Below are 24,052 nucleotides of genomic sequence, written 5' to 3' on the forward strand. Positions count from 1 at the left end.
TTTCTTTTGATAGGCAAGCGTTACATTAACTTAATTGGTTAATACTATGCGCTATCCGGTTCAAACACTCCTCTTTCCCTATTGTTTCAAGGATATCAAAAAGATGCGGGCCCTTTAAATCCCCAACGATGACTAGGCGCAATGGCCCCATGACCTTTCCAAATGATAGGTCGTTATCGGTAATCCAGTTTTTGATATTGGTTTCCAGAGTGGCGGAAGTAAAATCATCTGTGGAATCTATAACCTTTGCTACGTTATTGAGGATATTTGGAGTGTCTTGTTTCCATTGTTTATTGACCGGCTTCTCTGCATAAGTTCGTGGAGCTTCAAAAAAGTAATTGCCCAGTTCCCAAAAATCTACCACAAAATTAGCTCGTTCCTTGATGAGGGAGATTACTTTTTCTATATAGGGTTTGTGGAAGGTTTTTTCTATTGAGGTAAGTTTATTATCCTCGGCAAATAAATTTGCGAGCTCCGAGTCACTTTTGCGTTGTAACCAATGATGGTTGTACCATTTGGTTTTTTCAGGGTCGAATCGGGCGCCAGATTTATTCACCCGCTCTAGACTAAAGGATTGGACAAGTTCATCCAGACTAAAAAGTTCTTGTTCCGTTCCCGGATTCCAACCCAGCATAGCTAAAAAGTTAACCACAGCTTCTGGAAAGTAGCCCGCTTCACGATAACCTTGAGCCTCATTCCAAGCTAGGGGAAATACCGGGAATCCTCCTTTTTCACCATCCCTTTTACTGAGTTTGCCTTTACCGGTTGGTTTCATAATAAGTGGTAAGTGGGCAAATTTGGGCCTGTCCCAACCAAAGGCATCGTACAGTAAATGGTGGAGCGCTAGGGAAGGCAGCCATTCTTCACCACGGATAACATGGGTAATGCCCATTAAATGATCATCCACAACATTAGCCAAATGGTAAGTAGGCATCCCATCGCCCTTAAAAAGAATTTTATCATCCAGCACATTCGTGTCAATGTCAATGTTCCCACGGACCATATCCTTTAGCTGCATTTTTTGGTCTTGCGGAGATTTGAACCTAATCACAAAAGGGTGCCCTGAAGCTATCTTAATTTGGGTTGCCTCCTTAGATAGGTTGAGTGAGTTATTAAGCTTTAATCGGTTATGCCAGTTGTAAATAAATGTTTTGCCCTTGGATTCGTGTTGTTTTCTATGGGCGTCCAGTTCATCAGGGGTGTCAAAGGCGTAATAAGCCTCCCCCTTGTCAATTAGGGTGCTTGCATATTGTTGGTAAACATCCTTACGTTCGCTTTGTCTGTATGGTCCAGATTCTCCCGGATTTCCTGGTCCTTCATCAAAGGGGATTCCACACCACGCCAAAGATTTCACAATGTAGTCCTCCGCCCCTTGTACGTAGCGGTTTTGATCAGTATCTTCTATTCGTAAAATAAAATCGCCGCCATGTTTTTGTGCAAACAAATAATTGAAAAGGGCAGTGCGCACACCGCCGATGTGGAGGGGACCGGTAGGACTTGGAGCAAAACGAACACGTACTTTTGGAGTCATAATAGCAGATTATCGGCTACAAAGATAGCGTTTATGTGATGTAAGATAGCCGTAAGGTAGGGGTATGGCAGTTGTATTTAACAAAAGCTTTACCCTCATGTTTTGAAACAAAGTCTATCTTGTATTTAAAATTGATGGTTTTGAATAACTACCAGAGTGTTATAGAGAAATTAAACGCCTTTATAAAAAAGTATTACACCAAGCTTTTAATTAAAGGAGGCATATTGTTTTTGGTCCTGGGCATGTTGTTTTTTTTGGCAATAACTGCGCTGGAGTACTTTTTATGGATGGGGCCTACCGCACGCTTGGTGATGTTAGTGATTTTCGTTGGGGTTACCTTAGGTTTATTGTATAGTTATGTTTGTATTCCGCTCTTTTACCTTTTTAAAATTAGAAAGGGTATCTCCAAGCGGGAGGCCTCTGTATTGATTGGAAGGCATTTTACGGTAGTTGATGATAAGTTGTTGAATCTGTTGGATTTGGCGGACAATGAGCAGCGTTCCAATTTGTTGATAGCAGCAATTGAGCAACGCTCCAAAGAATTAAAACCTATTCCCTTTGTACAGGCAGTGAACCTGCAAGAGGGTTTTAGGTATGCCAAGTATGGCATTGCGCCAATCTTGGTGATTGCATTTGTGTGGTTATCAGGGGACATTTCAGAGTTTTTTGGGTCGTATAAACGTGTTGTGAATTATGATGTGGCCTATGAGCCCCCAGCACCATTTAGCTTTCAGTTGGTGAATCAAAATCTTAACGTTCTAGAAGATGAGGTGTTGACGCTTGAAGTCACTACCACGGGCAAAGTCAGGCCAGAAACTATGAGCGTAGTGGTGGATGGTAAGGCGTATGTTATGCAAGATGTTGGTGGCACCAATTTTACCTATAGATTGGAGCCGCCCTTGCAGTCTGGTCTGGTGTATTTCACCGCAAATGGATTTAAGTCAAGAAGCTACCATATTAATGTTGGTAGGGTTCCGTCGTTACAGCGGTTTGAAATGGTTCTGGATTATCCGTCTTATCTGAAAAAGAGAAAAGGTCTGGTAAAGGGAACCGGGAATGCCACCGTTCCGGAAGGAACAAAGATAGGCTGGAGGGTGACGGGCATACACACGAATGAGGTGAAAATGCAAGTTAAGGACACCGTATTTGAATTTAAGGGTGATGGAAACAGTTTTAGCTTTGATAGGAGCATTTTCAGCAGGTTTGCTTATGAAATAGCAACCTCTAATGAGAGCGTAGAGGATTATGAAAAGCTCGGGTATGAGATAAAGGTGATTCCTGATGCGTATCCTGTGATACGTGTACAGCAGGTGTTAGACTCGTTGAATCCCAACATTTCCTATTATGAGGGGTCTGTAACGGACGACATAGGTCTTAAAGATCTAAGTTTGGTGGTTTATCCTAGGGGTGCTCAGGAGCAAGCGCAACGCCTAAGCTTAGGTAACAGTAGTGGTACAATAGAGCAGTTTTATTACACATTTCCGTCCGGTTTGGCCGTAGAACTCGGCATGGATTATCTACTGTATTTTGAAGTAAGGGACAATGACGGGCTAAGGGGAGGAAAAGTAACAAAAAGTAAGGTTTTTAATACAAGAGTACTAGACAGTAACCAGTTGAAAGACAAAGAGTTGGAATTTCAACAGAAAACTATCCAAAATCTGGATAGGTCTTTGGATGGGTTAAGGGAACAGAAGGAAGTGCTAAAGGAAATCAATGATAAGCAGAAGGAAAATAAAAGGTTGGACTTTAACGAGCAGAGTCAAGTAAGGGACTTTCTAAAACGTCAGCAGCAGCAGGAGCAGTTGATGGAAAAGTACAGTAAAGAGCTAAAGGAGAATTTAAAGAATACTGGCGCCAAAGATGAGCAAAACCGCTTGTTACAAGAGCGTTTGGAGCGGCAGGAGATTGAGGCAAGGAAGAATCAAAAACTCTTGGAAGAGCTGAATAAGATTGCGGATAAGATTGAACAGGAAGACTTGAAAAAGGCTTTAGAAGAGCAGGCAAAGAAGCAAAGCAATAGTGAAAGGAATTTAGAGCAGTTGTTAGAACTTACAAAACGGTACTATGTCACAGAAAAAGCGGCACAGTTGGGTAGGGAGCTAGAGAAACTGGCACAGATGCAAAAAGAAGCTGCTGAGATAGGTAAGAAGGATTCCTTGGATGCAAAAATGCAGGAGGCCTTAAACAGTGAGTTCAACAAACTTTCCAAGGAATTGGAAGAATTAAAGAAGGATAATGAGGCATTGAAGAAACCTTTGGACTTGAATGCTCCTAAGGAGAAAGGAGAGGCAATAAAACAAGACCAAAAGGAAGCGTTGGAAGAGTTAAATAAGTCTAAAGGGGAGGAACAAAGTTCGGACGGAAAACAGCCAGAAGAAAGTAAATCAACAGCGGCAAAGAAGCAGAGGTCGGCTGCGCAAAAAATGAAGGAGCTAAGTGAGGGGTTGAGTCAGAGTGCGTCAAGTGCTGGGGGAGGCTCGGAAGTAGCTGAAGATGCAGAAATGTTAAGGCAAATTCTTGACAATTTGGTGAAGTTCTCCTTCAATCAGGAAAAATTGTTTGATGTTCTTCAGGATTCAGGGGGAGAGTTGAGCGAATTTTCAAATACGGTTAAGGAACAAAAGCAGTTAAGGCGTCTTTTTGAGCATGTAGATGACAGTCTTTTTGCCTTATCACTCCGGAGGGCAGAGCTATCCGAGTTCGTCAACGAACAGGTTACTGAGGTGTACTATAACATAGACAAATCCTTAGAAAGCATTGCAGAGAACCAAGTATTCCAAGGCGCATCCTATCAACAATATGTATTAACGGCTAGCAACAGTTTGTCGGACTTTCTGGCCAAAATTCTTGAAAACATGCAGCAGAGCATGCAGAGCGGGCAAGGTCAGGGAGAGGGTGATGGTTTCCAGCTCCCTGATATAATTAAGGGTCAGCAACAGTTGGGTGACAGAATAAAGGAAGCTGGGAAACAAGGACAAAAAGGCAAAGAGGGTCAAGGTGAAGCAGGGAAAGAAGGTAAGTCAGGAAAGCAGGGAAAGGGTAGTGAGGGCCAACAGGGCGGAGATGGAAGTGGAGGTGAAAAAGGGAAAAAGGGACAAGGCGGTAAAGATGGGAACCAGGATGGTAGTGGTAAGCAAGGTGCAGATGGTGATGGCACAGAACAAAGGGGTGACGGAAAAGGAACGGGTGAGGAAAATGGTGGGGAAGGAAATGGTAATGCGATTAGTGAGGCAGAATTAAGGGAACTTTTTGAAATCTATAAAGAACAACAAGAATTGCGTAATAGGCTGGAGCAGCAACTGGACGATATTTTACAAAATGACAAACGAGAGCTTGCAAAGAAGCTTGTGAAGCAAATGGAGGTGTTTGAAGAAGAGTTGCTAAGAAACGGAATTACCGAACAAACTTTGAATAGGGTTAATAGGATTCAACAACAATTGTTAAGATTGGAAAACGCTGCTTTAAAGCAAGGGCAGAAAAAGGAAAGGGAAAGTAATACAAATGAAAATGGGTTTAACAATCCGATAACCACGAAACCGGAGTTGCTTTTGCAAAAGAGGAGTGGAGTAGAAATTTTAAACAGACAAGCATTACCTTTGCGCCAAAATTTTAAGGGTAAGGTAAAAAGATATTTCACTAATGGCGATTAGTTTTCACTATGAAACAAAGACAGAAGTTGAAGAAATCCGATTAGTGGGGTGGTTAACAAGGGTAATTGAAACGGAAGGAAAAGAACTTGGGGAAATAAGCTTTATTTTCTGTGATGACGGTTATTTGTTAAAGCTCAATCAGGATTTTTTATCCCATGACACGCTTACTGATGTGATTACATTTGATTATACGGAAGGGAAATTTCTTGGCGGGGATATTTTTATCTCCGTGGAACGGGTAGAAGAGAACGCAAAAGAGTTGGTTTTGGATTTTGAGGAAGAGTTGAGAAGGGTCATGGTTCACGGCGTATTGCACCTTTGTGGATATAAGGACAAGGATGTATTGGATATGAAAGTGATGCGCAAGAAGGAAGAAGAAAAATTGAAAATGTTCCACGTGGAACAATAGGTTATGTTTGAAAAGGAATATGATGTAATTGTAGTTGGTGGTGGTCACGCAGGAGCGGAAGCCGCAGCCGCAGCCGCAAATATGGGGTCTAGGACTTTGTTGGTCACAATGAACTTGCAAACTATAGGTCAGATGTCCTGTAATCCTGCCATGGGAGGGATTGCAAAAGGCCAGATCGTTCGTGAGATCGATGCCTTGGGAGGTTATAGTGGTATAGTAACCGATAAATCAGTCATTCAGTTTAAAATGCTGAACAAATCCAAAGGTCCCGCGATGTGGAGTCCACGTGCCCAAAATGACAGAATGCGTTTTGCGGAGGAGTGGCGTTTAGCATTAGAAAGCACGCCAAATGTGGATTTTTATCAAGAAATGGTTTCCGGGTTATTGGTAAAAGGACAAAAAGTAGTTGGGGTGCGCACTTCGTTAGGGCTGGACATAAGAGCAAAAGCGATTGTTTTAACGAATGGCACTTTTTTAAATGGCCTCATACATATAGGAGAGAAACAATTTGGGGGAGGCCGGGCTGGTGAAAAGGCAGCTACTGGGATTACGGAGCAGCTTACAGATTTTGGTTTTGTGTCTGGCCGGATGAAAACAGGAACCCCGCCAAGAGTGGATGGGCGGTCCCTGGACTATACTAAAATGATACCACAACCTGGAGATGCAAAACCCGAAAAGTTTTCGTACCTGGCAACCAAAATACTTACCGAACAGCGAGATTGTCACATGACGCATACCAGCGCCTTGGTTCATGATTTGTTGCGGGAAGGGTTTGATCGATCGCCAATGTTTAATGGAAGGATAAAAAGTATTGGCCCAAGGTACTGCCCCTCCATAGAGGATAAGATTCATCGGTTCGCGGATAAAGACGCCCATCAAATTTTTGTGGAACCGGAAGGCTGGCATACGGTTGAGGTTTATGTCAACGGATTTTCAACGTCCTTGCCAGAGGATGTTCAGTATAAAGCGTTAAAATCCGTTGTTGGTTTTGAGAATGTAAAATTCTTTAGACCGGGATATGCGATAGAGTATGATTATTTCCCACCTACACAATTAAAGCATAGCCTAGAAACAAAACTTGTGGATAATTTGTTCTTTGCGGGCCAAATCAATGGAACAACGGGCTATGAGGAGGCCGCTTCCCAAGGGTTGATGGCAGGGATTAACGCACATCTTAAAATCACGGAGCAAGAGCCGTTTATTTTAAAGAGGGACGAGGCTTACATTGGGGTGCTCATAGATGATTTAATCACCAAGGGTACCGAGGAGCCTTATCGGATGTTTACCTCCAGGGCAGAGTATAGAACTTTGTTGCGACAGGACAATGCGGATTTAAGGTTAACCCCACGTAGTTATAAACTTGGCCTAGCCAGTAGGGAACGGTTGGAACGAATGGAGGAAAAGGAACGGCGCTCAAAAGATTTTGTTTCATTCTTTAGGAACACAAGTTTTTCTCCAGAAGACATTAACCCTATTTTGGAAGAGCTAGAATCGTCCCCGGTAAAGCAGTCTGATAAAATGTTTAAGGTGTTTTCTAGGCCTAAGGTGACCATGGAGCATATGAAGCGCTTGGCGCCAGTGGCAGATTATATTGTGGAGCATGCGTTGGATAATGAAGTGTTGGAACAAGCAGAGATTCAGGTAAAATATTCTGGGTACATCGCCAAAGAAAAGAATAATGCAGATAAGCTTTTGCGGCTAGAGAACATCAAAATCCCAGAGGGGTTTGATTATAGAAAGCTTAAATCTTTATCCTATGAAGCTCGTGAAAAACTGGAAGCTATAAGACCGGTTACCATTTCACAGGCGTCAAGAATTAGCGGCGTCTCACCTTCCGACGTGAGTGTGCTTTTGGTTTTTTTAGGCCGATAGCGTATAATGTTCCACGTGGAACCTGTTTGATTTAGGCTGCCGGTAAAACGGTCTCACGACTGTTAGAACGGTATCAAAATGTGAGCCTAATGAATTAAAACACCCAGATTGCTGCTGTATTAGTATCACCGAGTTAGACGAACCCCTTTTTGAACCATTTCGCGATGGCCAAAGAATTTAAAGTATCTTCGGACCCAAAAAAAGCGCTTCTATTAGGAACTAACATGAAGTTATTTTTAAAAACAAAGGATTTCCCCGTATCCCAAGAAGTCTTTGAATTGCGTTATAACGATTCAAAAGATATGCTCATCACTACCCCAAGGCCAAAAGACCTAAAACCTTATTATGAAAGTGAAGACTATATTTCCCACACGGACTCCAGCAAAAGTTTGGTGGACAAACTCTATCAATGGGTAAAGCGCTACAGCCTAGAAAAGAAACTTAGCTTAATTAATGGTCTTGGGACAAAGGGCAAGTCGCTTTTGGATATTGGCGCTGGCACCGGTGATTTTTGTATATCGGCCAAAAATGCCCATTGGATGGTTGATGGCGTAGAGCCCAGTGCTAAAGCTAGGGAAAAAGCAAAACAAAAAGGGTGTATACTAAGAGCGGACTTAGACGCCTTATTTTCTTCGAAGTTTGACGTGATTACATTATGGCATGTATTGGAACATGTCCCAGATTTGGAAAATACCGTGGCCAAGATATTGACATTGCTTCACCACCAAGGAGCCCTGGTCATTGCTGTACCCAATTTTAAATCGTACGACGCTGATTACTACGGGACGCATTGGGCAGCCTTTGACGTGCCTCGCCATCTGTGGCATTTTTCAAAACCTGCCATTATACGGATGTTTAAGAAGTACGACTGGGAGGTAGTTCGCACCAAGCCAATGCTGTTTGATGCTTTTTATGTGGCGATTCTGTCGGAACGGTACAAATCCGGAAAGCAAAATTTGTTGAAGGCATTTTTTGTTGGTTTGATTTCCAATATCAATGGTTTTTTCACCAAAGAGTACTCTTCCCACATTTATATCCTTAAAAAGCGAAAATAAAGACCACTGTTGCCTTTTGTTTTTTCAACCTTTACCATAAGTATCAATTCCGCTAAAACCTTCGTAGGGTTGCTAAAAACAAGTCAGTTTTAATAAGCTTCCATTATGGTAAATAAATGTAGCCATAGAATCGCCTTATACAACGGCTTGTTAAGAAAAATTCTTGATTTTAAGGAAATGGTATTCTCTTTTTATATTTTTGCCGCACTTAAAACTAAAGAGATGAAAAAATTAGTTATGTTGCTTGCGGTTGTCTTAATGGCATCATGCCAGCAGAATAAAATTGGTTTTGTAGATAATGTAAAGCTAATGGACAAGTACCAGGAAAAGCTTGATATTGAAGCTAAGTTCAAAACCAAGGCCGAAACCCTCAATAAGAAGCGGGATAGTATTTCCCAAGCTTTTCAGATAGAGGTTCAAGCTTTCCAGGCCAAGGCCCAGAGAATGGCGCAAAGTAAGGCACAAGAGGAGTACGGGCTCATCCAGCAGAGAGGCCAGTTTATGGGCCAGCAATTGCAACAAGAAGAGCAGCAGCTACAGGCTGCCGGCCAAACGGAGATGGATAGTGTTATCACAAAGGTAAAGCGGGAAATCCAAGCCTACGGCAAAGCCAACGGATACACCTATATCCTGGGTGGTGGTGATGGCGGAAGTGTATTGTATGGAGCTGAAGCACAAGACCTTACGGAAGAAATAATCAAAATTTTGAACGATTCTTACAAGAAATAGACCTAGTCTTCAAAATTAAAAAAGCCTTGGTGTACACCAAGGCTTTTTTATTGGCCACTTGGGTTCCAAACGCCCTAAGCTAGCAGAACCGGTCAACCCCATTTTAGGGGAGAAGTATATTGGACAGAAGAATACCACTGCATCCTGCACCCAATTGTTTACGACTGCACCAAAAACAATAAGAACACAGCGGGTACCAAATAAACGGTGATAGTCTGCGCACCAACATACTCTTTAGCCAATCGCTGTCCAAAGAACAGCATTAGTAAGGCAATGCAGGACACCAGCGCTCCATAAAAGGCAAAAACGGTATTGTTGTGTAAGATGATATGAACCAAACCCATCACGGATAAAATCCCAGCAATAATCTCTGTTACCGTAACAATGGCCAGAAGAATTGGCACACTCTTTTTTAACGGAGATTGGGCAAAATGGCCGGTGAGCCAACTTAGGTTCCCTTTCCAATCCGTCACTTTGTCAAAACCACTTTGTAAAAAGGTAATAGCAAGAAAAATAAGCAAGATGCTTTCTGCGGCGTTCTCTTTAAAATAAATTTCCATAATCTGGTTTATGCGGCCTTTGCATGCAAAAGCCTGGTTAACTTAATTGATAAATCAGTGAAGATTATTTTTGAATTTCCGTTGCGTTCCACGTGGTAAATGGCTTCCTCCAGTAATGCCGTCATCTCCAGTATGTTGTTTTCATGAACAAAGGGGGCAAATTTTTCAAGCTTAAAACCATCTACCTGCATTTTGGTATACACTAGGGAGGGGCTATTGTAATTTAAAAGAAGCGCCTGGCGTATAGTGGCCAAGCAGTAGCGCAAAAATTTTTTTTGTACCTCCCTACCTTGTTTGGCCACTTCATCACTCCAGAGCAACAAGTCGTGTATGGCTGCTTTATTTCCTTTTGCCTTAAATGCACTGCGCACCCATTGTACAAACCATTTTTCAAAGACAAGATCTTCAGAATCTTGGTTCATGATATCTAGGGCCTTATTAAAATTACCATTGGCTTCATGGGCAATACGGTTGGCCTCACTGGCAGACATCCCTTTCTGGACCAATGCCTTTGCAATAGTGGGCTCAGGTAAAGGAGGAAAACTTAGCAATTGGCAACGGGATCTTATGGTGCCGATGACCTGGTCCTCATTCTCCGCAATGAGTATAAGCACTGTTTGTGCGGGAGGCTCTTCAATAAGTTTGAGCAATTTGTTGGAGGCGGCAATATTCATCCGGTCTGCCATCCAAATAATCATCACCTTATACCCCCCCTCGTATGACTTTAAACTGAGCTTTTTTACGATATCCTTGGCTTCATCTACCCCAATCTGCCCCTGTTTTTTTTCAATTCCAATGGCCCTGTACCAGTCAAAAAGATTACCATACGGCTGTTCTAATAGAAATTGTCTCCATTCTGTAAGGTAGTGATCACTCACCGCATGGCTTTTTACCTTGTCTGAATTGGAAACGGGAAACGCAAAATGAAGATCTGGATGGGAAAGCGACCCCATTTTAAGATTACAGGCCTGGTTACCGGTATTGTTTTCGCCTTGGCTATTTCCGCACAATAAATATTGGGCATAGGCTAGTGCAAGAGGCAAGGTGCCGGAACCTTCAGGGCCCACAAAAAGTTGCGCATGTGGTATGCGGCCCTCATCCGCTGAGGTGGTCAGGTGTTTTTTTAGGTGTTGCAATCCCAAAACGTCTTTAAACAGCATAGGGCAAATATACGTTTTAGTGCTAAAGGAATTTTAGGGAAGAATTTAGCTACAGTTATATGGGTTGCACTCGTTTCACAGGATGTTTTACCTATCAACATAAAAGCCTTTAGGTTGGGTTTATACACCATATCATAAGTACGATGCTTGCGGCACCAAGTATAATTCTCCTATTACGTAGGTTTAGTTTTAAACAAATTAAAGTTTAAAGACTCCCCTATATAGCTTGCCTGCAAGCTTCTGTGTTGACTGCCAAAGCCAATCCCTCTTTTGTTAATTGTGTACTTCATTTGAAGAGACCACTCAATTTTAAAGTATTAACATGCAGTTAACCCACATCCAGTCTCCCAAAAACCCTACAAGGATTAAAATTTAGCCTTTTACTAGCTTCTTTGGCGTAAATGAAATCTTTACATTTGATATTCAAACCTATTTTACCATATGAAAACACTAGAGGATTTCAATTTTAAAGATAAAAAAGCATTGATTCGGGTAGATTTTAATGTTCCCTTGGATACGGAGTTCAATGTTACCGATACCAGCCGTATTGAAGCTGCGAGGCCAACCGTGCTTAAAGTGCTGGAAGATGGCGGCAGTGCCGTTTTAATGAGCCATATGGGAAGGCCAAAAGGACAACGCAATGAGGACATGTCCTTAAAGCACATTTGTAATACCGTATCCGATGTTATTGGAGTCCAAGTGAAATTTGTGGAAGACTGTGTGGGTGAAAAGGTAGAAGAAGCCGTCGCCAATCTCCAAAGTGGTGAAATTTTATTGTTGGAAAACCTGCGTTTTTACAATGAAGAAACCAATGGTGACAAGGATTTTGCAAAACAACTTTCTAACTTTGGCGACATTTACATTAATGATGCCTTTGGTACCGCACACAGGGCACATGCTTCCACAACCGTTGTGGCTCAGTTCTTTGCGGAAAACAAGTGTTTTGGCTATTTGTTGGCCAAAGAGATCAAGGCCATAGAAAAGGTGATGGCTACCGGAGAAAAACCGGTGACCGCCATTTTAGGAGGTGCCAAGGTATCCTCTAAAATTACCATAATAGAGAACATTTTGGACAAGGTAGACCATTTGATTATAGGTGGAGGGATGACCTATACTTTTGTTAAGGCAAAAGGCGGAAAGGTTGGAAATTCCATCTGCGAAGACGATAAAATGGAGTTGGCGTTGGACATATTAAAGCAAGCACAGGCCAAAGGGGTAGAAGTCCATATCCCAGTGGATGTAGTGGCAGCTGACGATTTTAACAATAACGCCAATACCCAAACGGTGGCCGTTGACCAAATACCCGACGGATGGCAAGGTTTGGATGCAGGGCCTGCTACCTTGGCCCATTTTAAGGAGGTGATCTTAAAATCCAAAACCATTCTTTGGAACGGTCCTGTTGGGGTTTTTGAAATGGAAAGTTTTGCGCATGGAACCATTGCAATTGGCCACGCTATCGATGAAGCTACCCAAAGCGGGGCCTTTTCCTTGGTTGGTGGGGGTGATTCTGTTGCGGCAGTAAAGCAATTTGGTTTTGAGGACAAGGTGAGTTACGTTTCTACGGGCGGGGGCGCCATGTTAGAGAGTTTGGAGGGCAAAACCCTGCCGGGTATCGCCGCAATATTAGGCTAGGACAGTCGTTATCGATAAACGGAACTTATGTTTTTTTGAGTTTTTAACTTGAAAAGACTTTATTTTTTAAAGAAAAAACCGCATTTTCGTCAGTCCCCCTTAATCGATGATTCTTATGAAATGCATTTCCCTTATTTCAGTGTTACTCTTTAGTTTGCTTATGACAAGCGTGGGCAATGCACAGACCAATGATTCCATCGCCGGCGGTTTGCCGGAAACAGCACCTAAAACCATCACGGACGCCGCTGTAACTATTTCCCCTTTGACCGAAAAGACCAAACCAAAAACCCTACAGGATAGGTTGGATGCGTACGCTTATGATAGCCTATGGCTTGCAGAGTTAAATGCCAACCGTCTCATTTCAGAGATTTTTGCACAAGCGGTCAACGATACCACAAACAACCTTAATAACTATGTTGTGGATTTGCCAACCGACACCCTGAAGGCAAGATTGGCCGCACTGGACGAGAAAACTCCTTTTAAAATAGCCTACAACCCATCCCTGGAACTCGTCATCAAATCTTTTTTGACTAGGAAACGCGGTTTAATGGAACGGATGTTAACGGCAAGCCAATTTTATTTTCCGCTTTTTGAACAGGAAATGGACGCACAGGATGTTCCGTTGGAAATGAAATATCTGGCGATTGTGGAATCTGCCCTAAATCCAAAAGCAAGGTCTAGGGTGGGTGCAACCGGACTTTGGCAATTTATGTTCGCCACCGGAAAAATGTACGGGTTGGATGTAAGTAGTTATGTAGACGAACGCAGTGATCCTATTGCTTCCACAAAGGCAGCAGCAAAATATTTAAAAAAACTACACGGTATATTTGATGATTGGGATTTGGCACTTGCTGCCTATAATTCTGGCCCTGGCAACGTTAATAAAGCGATAAGACGTTCTGGCGGATACACCAATTATTGGAACATTAGACGTAATCTGCCCAGGGAAACCGCTGGATATGTGCCTGCATTTTTGGCAACCATGTATGTTTTTGAATATGCTGCGGAGCATGGTTTAAAACCTAAAACAGCAGAAAGAGCATATTTTGAAACAGATACAGTGCATGTAAAAGGGATGATCACCTTTGAACAGATATCCAAATTGTTGGATATTTCTGTGGAGGAGCTAGAGCTATTGAACCCGCAGTATAAGCTTAACATTATTCCCCAGGTTAAAGGGGAAGATTATGTGCTTAGGCTACCCTATAAACACATGGGCAAGTTTGTCACCAATGAGACGCAAATTTATGCACAGGCCAAGAAAGAGTTGGATTCCATTGAAAAACCACTTCCACAATTGGTCACCAGTTCTGACCGCATAAGGTATCGGGTTCGCAGTGGGGACTATCTTGGTAAGATTGCAGAACGTTATGGGGTTGGTGTGAGTCAAATAAAAGGCTGGAACGGCCTTAGGGGAAATAATTTGCGCGTTGGGCAACGATTGACCATCTATCCAAGGAAAGCAGTGGCAACAACAGAAACCAAGGCCACTCCAAACCAGCCTAAGCGAAGTAACGTCCCCGTTAAAATGCCAAAAGACCCTTCTAAGGTCCATGTGGTTCAATCAGGGGATTCTTTATGGACAATTTCTAGAAAGTATCCTGGCGTAACCATTGATAATTTAAAGAAATGGAACGGCCTTAGCAGCAATAACCTAAAGCCTGGCACCAAATTACGCTTGTGTAATTGTTCCTCGTAAACAGCCCAATTGTTTTTAAGGTCTGCTTACTTTGGGCTACCGTTGCCTTTTAGTGCATCTTAACAAATGATGCTTTTTTATCCAACAAGTTAAAAGATGTTTACCAAAGGCCGTTTAGCCAGAACCGAATACCGCTTTACCCTTTAAAAAGACCCGGCCCAAAGGAACCGTATTTTAATTGCTATCCAAGCCTAATTTATGGATGTTTAGCACGTTTGCCTCACCCAAATGGCCTGATGACTAGTTTAAGGGACAGTCAGTTTATAGAAATTGATTACTTTAGAATCATGATGAAAAGATTAGGATTAGTAGTGTTGGGGTGCTTTGTACTGTGCGCTTGTAAGGAAGGCAAAAAGGGGCAAAAATATTTGCCGCCATCCACAGGTTCCGTGAATTCGCTCTTGGTAGTAATGGATAATGAACTCTGGAAAGGCGCTGTTGGGGACAAGGTGCGGGAGAATTTTGCAGTTCCCGTTCTGGCCATGCCACAAACAGAGGCATTGTTTACGATTCAGCAGGTTCCCCCACAGATTTTTAGCGGTGCCATTGTAAATTCCCGTGCCGTACTGTTTATACAACAGGATACCATGTCATTGGCACATATAAAGTCCAATGTATATGCGTCACCGCAGAAAATTGCTGTTATCAAGGGAGAGGACTATAAGGAATTGGCTGCTAATATTGATCAATTGGCACCTAAGGCCATAGAAGAGTTTAAGCGCAATGAGATTAAGGGCATACAACAACGTTTTAAACGCTCTTTGAACAAGGAGACCGATGTTACGGAGGAGTTCAACATCAGTTTAACCATCCCATCTGCCTACACCGTTGGCAAACATGAAAACAATTTTGTTTGGTTGGATAGGCAGATACCAAAAGGGAACATGAATTTGATCGCATATACCATACCAAACAGTTTTTTTGGGGCAGACTCTACATTTGTTAGGGATATTGTAAAAATGCGGGACTCTATTGGCAAGAAATACATTCCAGGACCAGACGTGCCTGGCAAACAAACCTATATGGCAACGGAAAAAGCTTTTGCCCCCTATGTTTTCCCTGCTGAGGTCAACGGTTATAAAGCTGCCGAGGTCCGGGGGATATGGATTATGGAAAATTACGCCATGGCAGGTCCATTTCTTACGTTCATTGTCAATGATGAATACAATGACCGTAAATTGGTGTTGGAGGGCTTTATTTTTGCGCCTTCCACAAACAAAAGGGACGATTTACTGGAGCTAGAGGCCATAATGAGGACTTTGGTCATTAACCAAAGGCAAACCCCGTAGCCAACCGATAGATCAGCGCATATAACGCGATAAAAAATAGCCCAAAACAAAACCAACTATATACTTTAAAAGATTTTTCCAGTAGGTAGTGGGTGATGTTTCTAAAGCCTTCCAAGTAAATTTCCTTTACGAGTAGTAGTGTTTTCATAATTCAACTGTTTTGCGTGTCTACAGAAGGCAATATTGCACATCCTAGCGCAAGAAACAGGATTATTCGATTAAGGGTGCGGTGGTAAAGTTAAAACGCCATACAGCTCACCTATATTCGTTAATGCACCTGTAATGTAGGACCAATGGTAAGTGGATTTTTTCGATGAACGGAATACTATTGTCCCTAAACGCAAAAAGCTGATACCAAGGGGTATCAGCTTTTTGCTTTTTTGGATGTTATGGTTACATACTTATGATGATAAATTCTGAGCGTCTGTTTTCTTGATGTGCCTCCCTAGAGCACCTTACGCCGTCCACACAATCATTTATGGGGTATTCTTCGCCATAGCCTATTGCACTATAGATCTTAGAGGCATCAATACCTTTGGATATCAAATAGTCCCTAGTAGCTTTAGCACGTTTATCCGACAGCCATTTGTTATAGGTCTTTGGACCTCTGGCATCCGTATGGGATTCTATTTTTATCACCATATCAGGGTATTTTTCCCATACTTCAAGCAATTTGCCTAGCTCTGTTTTGGCATCATCCCGTATGTAATATTTATCAAAATCAAAGTAGATCATATCCAGGTCTACTTTCTTGACCCCGTTTTCGTCAACAACAAGGCCATCTAATTTTTCCAAAAGGATATCCATGGCAATTTGCTCTTCCTCCGCTACGCTAACAGCTTCTGTTTTTAGCAGGTATTCCTGGTTTTTAGCGGTCACAATATAATTGCTGTTGGTGTCTACCCCTTCAAACAAAAAGCTTCCTTCTTCGTCTGTGGTGGCCTCTGCCAGGACAGCATTGTTTTCCCCCATTAAAGTGACCAAAGTATTGGGCAGCAGTTCCTTGGTAAGGATATCGCTCACCGTTCCTACGATATCGCTCAATTTTTCTTCAAGAACTTTTTCCTCAGCGGCTTCAAAAGCATAGATGTCGTCATCTCCTTTCCCGCCCTCTCGGTTAGAGGCAAAATAACCTTTGTTCCCAGAATCATCCGTGATATAGGAGAAATCATCCAATGCGCTATTTATGGGTTCCCCTACGTTGATGGGGGCGCTAAAGGTGTCCCCGGAAAAAGAACTCTCGTAAACGTCCAGACCACCAAACCCAAAGGCTCTGTCCGAAGAAAAGGACAGGGTAGTCTCCGTAACAAAAGGAAACATTTCCCTTTTGGTGGAATTGATGCCGCGACCCAAGTTTCTTGGTGCTGAAAATTCTCCGTTGGACAAAACATCCACCACATAGATGTCCGTGCCGCCAAAACCACCTGGGCGATCGGAAACAAAATATAGTTTTTTGCCATCCGGGCTCATTGCAGGGTGGCCAGTGGAATAATCTTCACTATTAAACGGTAATTCCTGAGGTTCTGACCAAGTTGCGCCATCAAACTCAGAAACATAAATCTTTAAGTGGCTCACGCCGTTTTTGGCGCGCTTTAGTTTTTTACCATAGTTGTTTCTGGTAAAGTAGATAACATTATGGTCCGGAGAAAACGTAACTCCGGCTTCGTGATATTTGGAATTTAAGGTACTGGAAAGTTTTTGGACGCTCTCGATTGTGGCAATACTATCTGTGGTCTTACCTACATATAAATCTAAAAAGGGTTGGTTGTTCCATTTGTAGGTCCTTGTATTTATCACGGCCGTATCTTTGGTGGAAGCAAAAACCAATTGGTCGTCCCTTAAATACATTGGTGAAAATTCCGAAAAGCGGGAATTAATGTTAAGATTTTTGATGGTCACGTTCTTAGCGATGATTTCCGCCTTTACGTCCTCAAAGCTTGCAGTAGGATTAATTCCTTCTCGTTGGGCAATCCGCTCATTAAATATACCAACTAGTCTTTTTGCTTTTCTGTACCTTTTGGTTCCCTTTAAAATATGCGCATACCTAAAGTAATCTGCGTCTGTAAGTTCATCCTCAAAATCAGCGAACAGGGCACTGTACCAATGGTAGGCCCTTTCCATTTCTGAATTAAAGTAATGGGCATCACCGGCGCGCTGCAAGGTTATGGGGGTATACGCTTTCTTATTTTTCTTTAGGGCAAGGTCATAAAGCTCTGCGGCCTCAGCATACCACATCTTTTCAAAGTACTCATCGGCTTTTTTGATAAGCTTGTTCTGTTGTGAGGAGCGTTCACTACCAGAGGTTCTTTTATTGGCTTCTGCCTTTAAATTTTCAAATTCCTCGGCGTTAAGGGTATCTTCGGTGTTTTCAATAACACCCTCCTCCGCAACAGCAGTATTTAGTTGTTGTGAAATGGAAGGAATACTTATCGCGAAGATGAGTAGGACTATAACTTTTTTCATACCTGAAATCTAGGCAAAGGGTTAGTGTTAGTTTTCTTAGTGGTGGATGCCACCTTACGGTCACAACAACCCCAATATGGTTTATGAAACGAATTTAATGGTTCCTTTGCCCATTGGATATTTTTTGTTGTGAAAACCCAAGTATACGCAGTGAATTCCTTAATGTAGTAGTTTTTGTTGCAGGCAAAGCCCAGTTTTATCGGATGCGGTAAGGAATTAAAAAAAGCTTCACTAAAGTGTAATTGGCAAGAATTAAAAAAATAAAGCCCTAAGTAGTGGTCACCCTTTACCAAAAGAGTGTGATACAAGGTAACGATTATGGAAGGGTAGATTAGAACACAAAAAACTTTGGTGTCCAACAGTGTTACAGAAGGCTGTAGTGCTTTAAGTCGGATTTCGACTATGAAACCTGCCTAAAAAATAAACAAAAAGTGTTTTTGAATTACGATGGAAGAACGTAGGGATTATTTGCTTTCGCTGCCACCCTCAATTTTTTCATCTTCTTTTGAAGCGTCCTTGAATTCTTTGATTCCGCTTCCCAGCCCACGCATTAATTCAGGGATTTTTTTGCCACCAAAAAGGAGTAAGACAATCACTACGATTAGGGCAATTTGCCAAGGTCCAACGAGTCCTAAAAATATAGTTGATGAAATCATGGTCTTTTATTTAAGATGCTAAGGTACAAAATTAGGCAAATGCACGGTGTTAAAACTGTGTTGAGGGCATTATATTGCACAACATAGCACGCTTAACGGACGAATTAAAACGAATTTAACAAATAATAAGGAAGGAGGTTTATCTTTGTGGTATGGCAAAAAAGGGTAAAAAACGGCAAGAAATAAAGAAAAAACTGCTTCATAAGTACCGAATGGTCATTTTGAACGAAAGTACTTTTGAAGAAAAGATTTCCTTTAAACTGAGCCGACTCAACGTTTTTGTAACCGGAACTTTCCTTATCATAACCCTTATCGCACTCACAACCTTGTTAATTGCATTGACCCCTTTGCGGGAATATATACCAGGATATTCTTCTACCAAGCTAAAAAGGCAGGCCACTGAACTTACCTATAAAACGGATTCTTTGGTACTGGTCTTAAATTATACCAATAAGTATTTAGAAAATGTGCAAAAAGTACTCAGAGGGGACATAGAAAACAATCAAATGACCCGTGACTCCCTTTTTGAGCGCTATAAATTAGACCCATCAACGGTAAATCTTAAACCAATACAGGAAGACCTTAAGCTTAGGAAAGAGGTAGAACTGGAGGATAAATACAATTTGTTCGAACGAAATTTGGAGAATATAGGTACGGTTTTGTTTACACCCTTGACAGGCTCAATTTCCCAAAACTATGAACCAAAGCAAAAACACTTTGCCATAGACATTGTGGCACCCATGGACAATCCCGTTAAAGCAGTAGCGGACGGTGTGGTTATTTTTTCTGAGTGGACCGCCAGTACAGGATATGTTATCATCATTCAACATAGCAGTGATATTACATCTGTTTACAAACATAACGGATCTTTGAGCAAAACGCAGGGAGATGTAGTGATGGCAGGTGAAGTGATCGCCTCAGTGGGCAACACAGGAAAACTTACCACCGGCCCGCACTTACATTTTGAACTTTGGATAAACGGTAAACCGGTGGACCCCACATCTTTTATTGATTTTAATTAAAAGGATATGTCTTTAAAATCACTAGCAGCTAAGCTATTTGCGAGTAGGGTGGTTAAAAAAAATACCAAGTGGATTAATAATCCGATTCAGGCCCAACAACGTGTTTTTCAAAACCTGTTGCAAGAAGGCCGCCAAACTGCATTTGGAAAAGACCACAACTTTAAGGACATCCAAACGTTCCAAGATTTTGCCAGTAATGTGCCAATCAGGGATTATGAAGAGCTAAAACCCTATGTGGATAAAGTGGTGCATGGGGAGGTTAATGTGCTCTGGCCGGGCCAACCCATTTATTTTGCAAAAACGTCCGGCACCACTTCTGGAGCAAAATATATCCCTATCACTAAAGCCTCCATTGCTTACCAGGTCCAAGCATCGCGTGATGCCATCTTAAATTATATAGCAGAGACCAAACGGGCAGATTTTGTGGATGGCAAAATGATATTTCTACAGGGCAGCCCCGTTTTGGAGGAGAAGAATGGTATTAAATTGGGCCGATTGTCCGGCATTTCAGCCCATTACGTACCCAATTACCTCCAAAGAAACCGTTTGCCCAGTTGGAAAACCAATTGCATAGAAGATTGGGAAACCAAGGTAGATGAAATTATAAAAGAAACGGAACATGAAAACATGACCGTTATAGCAGGTATTCCTTCCTGGGTACAAATGTATTTTGAGAAGTTGGAAAAGAAGCATCAAAAAAAAGTGGGGGAACTCTTCCAAAACTTCGAGCTTTTTATTTACGGAGGCGTAAACTATGAGCCTTATCGAGCTAAATTTGAAAACTTGATAGGGAGAAAAGTGGCCAGTATAGAATTGTTTCCGGCAAGTGAGGGGTTCTTTGCCTACCAAGACAAACAGCATGAAAAGGGCATGCTGCTCTTAGTGGATGGGGGGATTTTTTATGAGTTTGTTAAAGCAGATGAATTTTTTGACAACAACCCAAAACGGTTGACCTTGGCAGAGGTAGAGCTCGGCGTAAATTACGCTTTGATCATCAGCACCAATGCCGGGCTTTGGGCGTACAACATTGGAGATACCGTTCAGTTTATTTCTTTAAAGCCTTATAAGGTAATCGTTTCCGGGCGTATCAAGCATTTTATTTCTGCCTTTGGGGAACACGTAATAGCCAAAGAGGTAGAGGAGGCCATGCGTTTGGCCATTGCCGGAACTGGTGCCTTGGTTAACGAGTTTACCGTTGCACCGCAGACCAACCCAAAGAATGGCCTTCCTTACCATGAATGGTTGGTGGAGTTTGAAAAGCCACCAAAAGATGAAAATCTTTTTGCCCAAATCTTGGAAGAGGCCATGAGAAAGCAAAACAGCTATTACGATGACCTTATTACAGGAAGCATATTAAAACCCCTCCAAGTGACCAAGGTGGTTTTGGGAGGTTTTCAAGATTACATGAAATCCATAGGTAAATTTGGGGGCCAGAACAAAGTGCAACGTTTGTCCAATGACCGTAAATTGGCAGATGGTATCCAAAGTCATCTCACCACGCCCAACCAATAGCTATTCACGATTGAATAGATTGGTGTATTTTTGCCACGAAAAGCAGGTATGTCCATTAATACAATAGAAACTACAAGGGCCCAAGAATCCACAAACGCCATAGAACGTTTGTACATTACCATGCGGCACCTCCTAAATCGGGGGTTTTATAAACCATCCGGTGTTTCCGGTGATGCCCTAAAGAGTTCGCTCTTGTTGTTGCGCCCAGAGATATATGGAACGGTAGCAGAAGAAAAGGGGGAGTTAAATGGGTTAATCTATGTTTTGGAACGTCTGCCGCAGGGGATTGAACAGTGCCGGTTCATCAACCTCACTTCGGACGAGGGCTTCTCCAAGAGCCATCTAAAACCCATCATTCCGCCAAAAAGAAGAAGAAACTGCTATCGAATCGATGATGAGCAGATGAATATTGAGATAACAAGGGGCCGATCAGATATTTATGATTTACTCACCCATTTAACCTTCTTGTTCATAGAATCTGGTAAAATTTGTGAGAAGGTATATTTTGAGGAAACAAAAACCACCGTTAGGGATTGGGATAAATTGGAGCAATACATCCAGAAGAAAGACCCATCCAATGCAGAAAGGGAGGTTGCATTGATCCATACTGCCAACATCTTGGGCAGGTCTTTTGAAGAGGTGGTTGAGGTCCACAAAAAACTTGCAACAAAAAACAATACCGATAAGTTTTTAAGTGTAATTTACTGGCTGGGAAAATTGGCCATAGAGGAAGAGCGCACCGGGGAAAAGAGAACCATTACGTTTAGTCCCTTATTGCGGGAACGTTTGGGACATCACATCCACGGAGAGCGTTGGGCCAATACAATCAAGAACAAATTGGCAGAAAACAATCTTTTAGATAGGCCAATCCACATTATTAGTGCCAATATGCACAGTGTCATGAATTCACTATTTGCAAAAAGGGCACTTTCAAAACAATTTAAAAATGAGGGCTTGCTCCAAATTTATGAGGCTTTAAGTTCTTCCGAAAACCAAAATCTAAGGGATCAAGTCACTAAGTATGCCCTTAACAACGGAATGTTTTATATAGATGATACATCTGGGGCAAACATAGATGTACAGATATTTGATATGGCAAAAGTTGCCTTAGGTGCTTGTTGCTATGATTTTAAACTGGATGTTCCGGACCAAGAAAAACCGATTATCTTTGTTATGGACTACGCATTTGGTGAGCAGGCCTATGAAACTATAGATGAACTGCTCAAACCCTTTAAAAATGGGAAAACACCAAAATATTTAAACGTAGCGTCCATTTCCATTATGGGAAAAGCAGGTATTCTAGAGGGGGACAAAGGAGATTTAATGATACCGTCTGCCCATATTTTTGAAGGAACGGCGGACAATTATCCGTTTGAGAATGAGTTGAGCAAGGCAAATTTTGAAGGCCAAGGCCTTAATGTAGTGGAAGGCACCATGGTGACCGTCCTGGGCACCTCATTACAAAATAAGGACATTTTACAATTTTTCTATGATTCCACATGGAACGTCATAGGTTTGGAAATGGAAGGGGTGCACTATCAAAAGGCGGTACAGTCAGCGTCCAAGATTCGCAAGAGCATAAGGAACGGCGTAAAGGTCAGGTACGCCTATTACGCCTCTGACAATCCCTTAAAGACCGGAAGCACATTGGCTTCGGGAGGACTGGGAACCACCGGGGTAAAACCCACCTATTTGATAACCGATAAGATTTTAGAACAAATATTTAATTCTTAAACATGGCTAACCAGGCAAATCAAAACAATAACGACGAAATTGATCTGGGGCAATTGTTCCAGTTGATCGGGAGGGGTGTTCAAAAAATATCCAATTTCTTTGCTGCGATAATCAAATCGCTATTTGCCGGCCTTATAGCAATTTTGCTATTTATTCAGAATAATGCACTAGTGCTGATTATCAGTGCTATTCTAGGAGCCGCCGCTGGATACATATTGGACAATATCCTTCCAGAAAAATATATTTCAAAAATGGTGGTTGAACCAAATTTTAACAGTGTTCAACAGTTGTATAACAATATTGATTTCTATAACGATCTTGCTGATGCAAAGGATTCAATAGCGCTCTCAAATGCTCTCAGCATAAGTGTGACGCGGGCAGCTGAAATAAAGGAAATTTTTGTAGAATCTTATTCTGATGAAAATCAGAAAATTAAACTTTTTGATGATTTTATCCGTGAACTTGATTCCACGACGGTAAGTGCTCTTGATTATCAGAGTTATTTAGAAAATTTCAACTCCATGGACGCAAGGTTTCATCAAATTTCCGTAGTGAGCACTGACAATACAGTGGCAAAAAAAATACAACCGGCGATTGTCTCTTCCATTTCGGTGAACAGCTATTTTAAACTGCAGAAGCAAATTAGCGATAGCAACCTAGATTTACAGGAACGTATCTATTTACAACAGTTACAAGAGATAGACTCACTTCAAAAGCTATACAAGACTGTTTTGGTGAAGGAAGCGGAAAAACCTATGCAGGGTACTAACATTAATCTAGCAGAGAATGGGGAATCACAAAATAAAGAACTCGCCCTAGTACAAGAAAGAGATGTATTAAAAAACCGATTGGTCCAGTTAAATCAGGAAAGGGCAAATAAGTCGGAAATAATTAATATAATTAGTGATTTTCCTTCAAGAGGTGTAAAGTTAAAAGGTTTTTGGAATAGGTATGTTTATTTTCTACCTGTTTTTTTAGTTGTTGGAATGATATTTTTATTGCTCGTCAGAAACCTCAATACTTTTCTCAAAACAAAGCATGGCAATGTTGCCAAAGCTTAACGGTTTGGTCTAAATAAA

General features: G+C 41.8%; 18 protein-coding genes. 12 read left to right on the plus strand and 6 right to left on the minus strand.

The window, feature by feature from the left end; translation table 11 throughout:
• Positions 1–25 precede the first annotated feature (25 nt).
• On the minus strand, positions 26–1,531 hold the full coding sequence (gene gltX, locus I595_RS13260) for a glutamate--tRNA ligase (protein WP_054559920.1): 1,506 nt from the start codon (positions 1,529–1,531) through the stop codon (positions 26–28).
• Between the two features lie 134 nt (positions 1,532–1,665).
• Between gltX and I595_RS13265 the strand changes: the two genes are divergently transcribed.
• The 5 genes from I595_RS13265 (at position 1,666) to I595_RS13285 (ending at position 9,246) form a co-directional block, all read left to right on the plus strand.
• Positions 1,666–5,181 (plus strand): hypothetical protein, encoded by a 3,516-nt coding sequence (locus I595_RS13265; protein ID WP_245628286.1) that lies wholly within the window; start codon positions 1,666–1,668, stop codon positions 5,179–5,181.
• Positions 5,171–5,590, plus strand: coding sequence for an rRNA maturation RNase YbeY (gene ybeY / locus I595_RS13270; protein WP_054559921.1), 420 nt, complete (start codon positions 5,171–5,173; stop codon positions 5,588–5,590). Before I595_RS13265 ends, ybeY begins: the two co-directional genes overlap by 11 nt.
• A gap of 3 nt (positions 5,591–5,593) precedes the next feature.
• Positions 5,594–7,462, plus strand: coding sequence for a tRNA uridine-5-carboxymethylaminomethyl(34) synthesis enzyme MnmG (gene mnmG / locus I595_RS13275; protein ID WP_054559922.1), 1,869 nt, complete (start codon positions 5,594–5,596; stop codon positions 7,460–7,462).
• A 224-nt stretch (positions 7,463–7,686) separates the two neighbouring features.
• Entirely contained in the window at positions 7,687–8,517 is an 831-nt protein-coding gene (locus I595_RS13280) for a class I SAM-dependent methyltransferase (protein ID WP_054560084.1), read from the plus strand.
• 222 nt (positions 8,518–8,739) lie between these two features.
• Complete coding sequence (locus tag I595_RS13285; protein WP_054560085.1) at positions 8,740–9,246, plus strand: OmpH/Skp family outer membrane protein; 507 nt, start codon at positions 8,740–8,742, stop codon at positions 9,244–9,246.
• A gap of 158 nt (positions 9,247–9,404) precedes the next feature.
• On the opposite strand, the gene I595_RS13290 is transcribed toward I595_RS13285, so the two are convergent.
• Together I595_RS13290 and I595_RS13295 are read right to left on the minus strand one after the other, a co-directional pair.
• Positions 9,405–9,806 carry a DoxX family membrane protein gene (locus I595_RS13290; protein ID WP_054559923.1) on the minus strand — a complete coding sequence of 134 codons (402 nt, stop codon included), beginning with the start codon at positions 9,804–9,806 and terminating at the stop codon, positions 9,405–9,407.
• Between the two features lie 8 nt (positions 9,807–9,814).
• Positions 9,815–10,966 carry a DNA polymerase III subunit gene (locus I595_RS13295; protein ID WP_054559924.1) on the minus strand — a complete coding sequence of 384 codons (1,152 nt, stop codon included), beginning with the start codon at positions 10,964–10,966 and terminating at the stop codon, positions 9,815–9,817.
• 441 nt (positions 10,967–11,407) lie between these two features.
• On the opposite strand from I595_RS13295, the gene I595_RS13300 reads away from it, so the two are divergent.
• The 3 genes from I595_RS13300 (at position 11,408) to I595_RS13310 (ending at position 15,586) form a co-directional block, all read left to right on the plus strand.
• Entirely contained in the window at positions 11,408–12,598 is a 1,191-nt protein-coding gene (locus tag I595_RS13300) for a phosphoglycerate kinase (RefSeq protein WP_054559925.1), read from the plus strand.
• A gap of 106 nt (positions 12,599–12,704) precedes the next feature.
• On the plus strand, positions 12,705–14,297 hold the full coding sequence (locus I595_RS13305; RefSeq protein ID WP_172675947.1) for a LysM peptidoglycan-binding domain-containing protein: 1,593 nt from the start codon (positions 12,705–12,707) through the stop codon (positions 14,295–14,297).
• A gap of 236 nt (positions 14,298–14,533) precedes the next feature.
• Positions 14,534–15,586 (plus strand): DUF4837 family protein, encoded by a 1,053-nt coding sequence (locus I595_RS13310; RefSeq protein WP_245628287.1) that lies wholly within the window; start codon positions 14,534–14,536, stop codon positions 15,584–15,586.
• Here I595_RS13310 and I595_RS17555 read toward each other — a convergent pair.
• From I595_RS17555 to I595_RS13325, 3 genes are all read right to left on the minus strand, one after another.
• Entirely contained in the window at positions 15,564–15,734 is a 171-nt protein-coding gene (locus I595_RS17555; RefSeq protein ID WP_172675948.1) for a DUF6747 family protein, read from the minus strand. The genes I595_RS13310 and I595_RS17555 overlap by 23 nt on opposite strands.
• A 245-nt stretch (positions 15,735–15,979) precedes the next feature.
• Positions 15,980–18,049, minus strand: a complete 2,070-nt coding sequence (locus I595_RS13315) for an OmpA family protein (protein WP_054559927.1) — start codon at positions 18,047–18,049, stop codon at positions 15,980–15,982.
• Between the two features lie 464 nt (positions 18,050–18,513).
• Positions 18,514–18,705 carry a Sec-independent protein translocase subunit TatA/TatB gene (locus tag I595_RS13325; RefSeq protein ID WP_054559929.1) on the minus strand — a complete coding sequence of 64 codons (192 nt, stop codon included), beginning with the start codon at positions 18,703–18,705 and terminating at the stop codon, positions 18,514–18,516.
• A gap of 152 nt (positions 18,706–18,857) precedes the next feature.
• Here I595_RS13325 and I595_RS13330 point away from each other — a divergent pair, with 152 nt between their 5' ends.
• The 4 genes from I595_RS13330 to I595_RS13345 are packed head-to-tail and all read left to right on the plus strand — an operon-like array spanning position 18,858 to position 24,034.
• Complete coding sequence (locus I595_RS13330; RefSeq protein WP_054559930.1) at positions 18,858–19,727, plus strand: M23 family metallopeptidase; 870 nt, start codon at positions 18,858–18,860, stop codon at positions 19,725–19,727.
• Between the two features lie 6 nt (positions 19,728–19,733).
• Positions 19,734–21,239 (plus strand): GH3 auxin-responsive promoter family protein, encoded by a 1,506-nt coding sequence (locus I595_RS13335; protein WP_054559931.1) that lies wholly within the window; start codon positions 19,734–19,736, stop codon positions 21,237–21,239.
• Between the two features lie 48 nt (positions 21,240–21,287).
• Complete coding sequence (locus I595_RS13340) at positions 21,288–22,973, plus strand: DUF6909 family protein (RefSeq protein ID WP_054559932.1); 1,686 nt, start codon at positions 21,288–21,290, stop codon at positions 22,971–22,973.
• Between the two features lie 2 nt (positions 22,974–22,975).
• The gene (locus I595_RS13345; RefSeq protein WP_054559933.1) at positions 22,976–24,034 is read left to right on the plus strand and encodes a hypothetical protein; all 1,059 of its coding nucleotides are present in this window, start codon (positions 22,976–22,978) and stop codon (positions 24,032–24,034) included.
• Positions 24,035–24,052 lie beyond the last annotated feature (18 nt).

The organism is Croceitalea dokdonensis DOKDO 023, from assembly GCF_001306415.1.
Classification (GTDB): Bacteria; Bacteroidota; Bacteroidia; order Flavobacteriales; family Flavobacteriaceae; genus Croceitalea; species Croceitalea dokdonensis.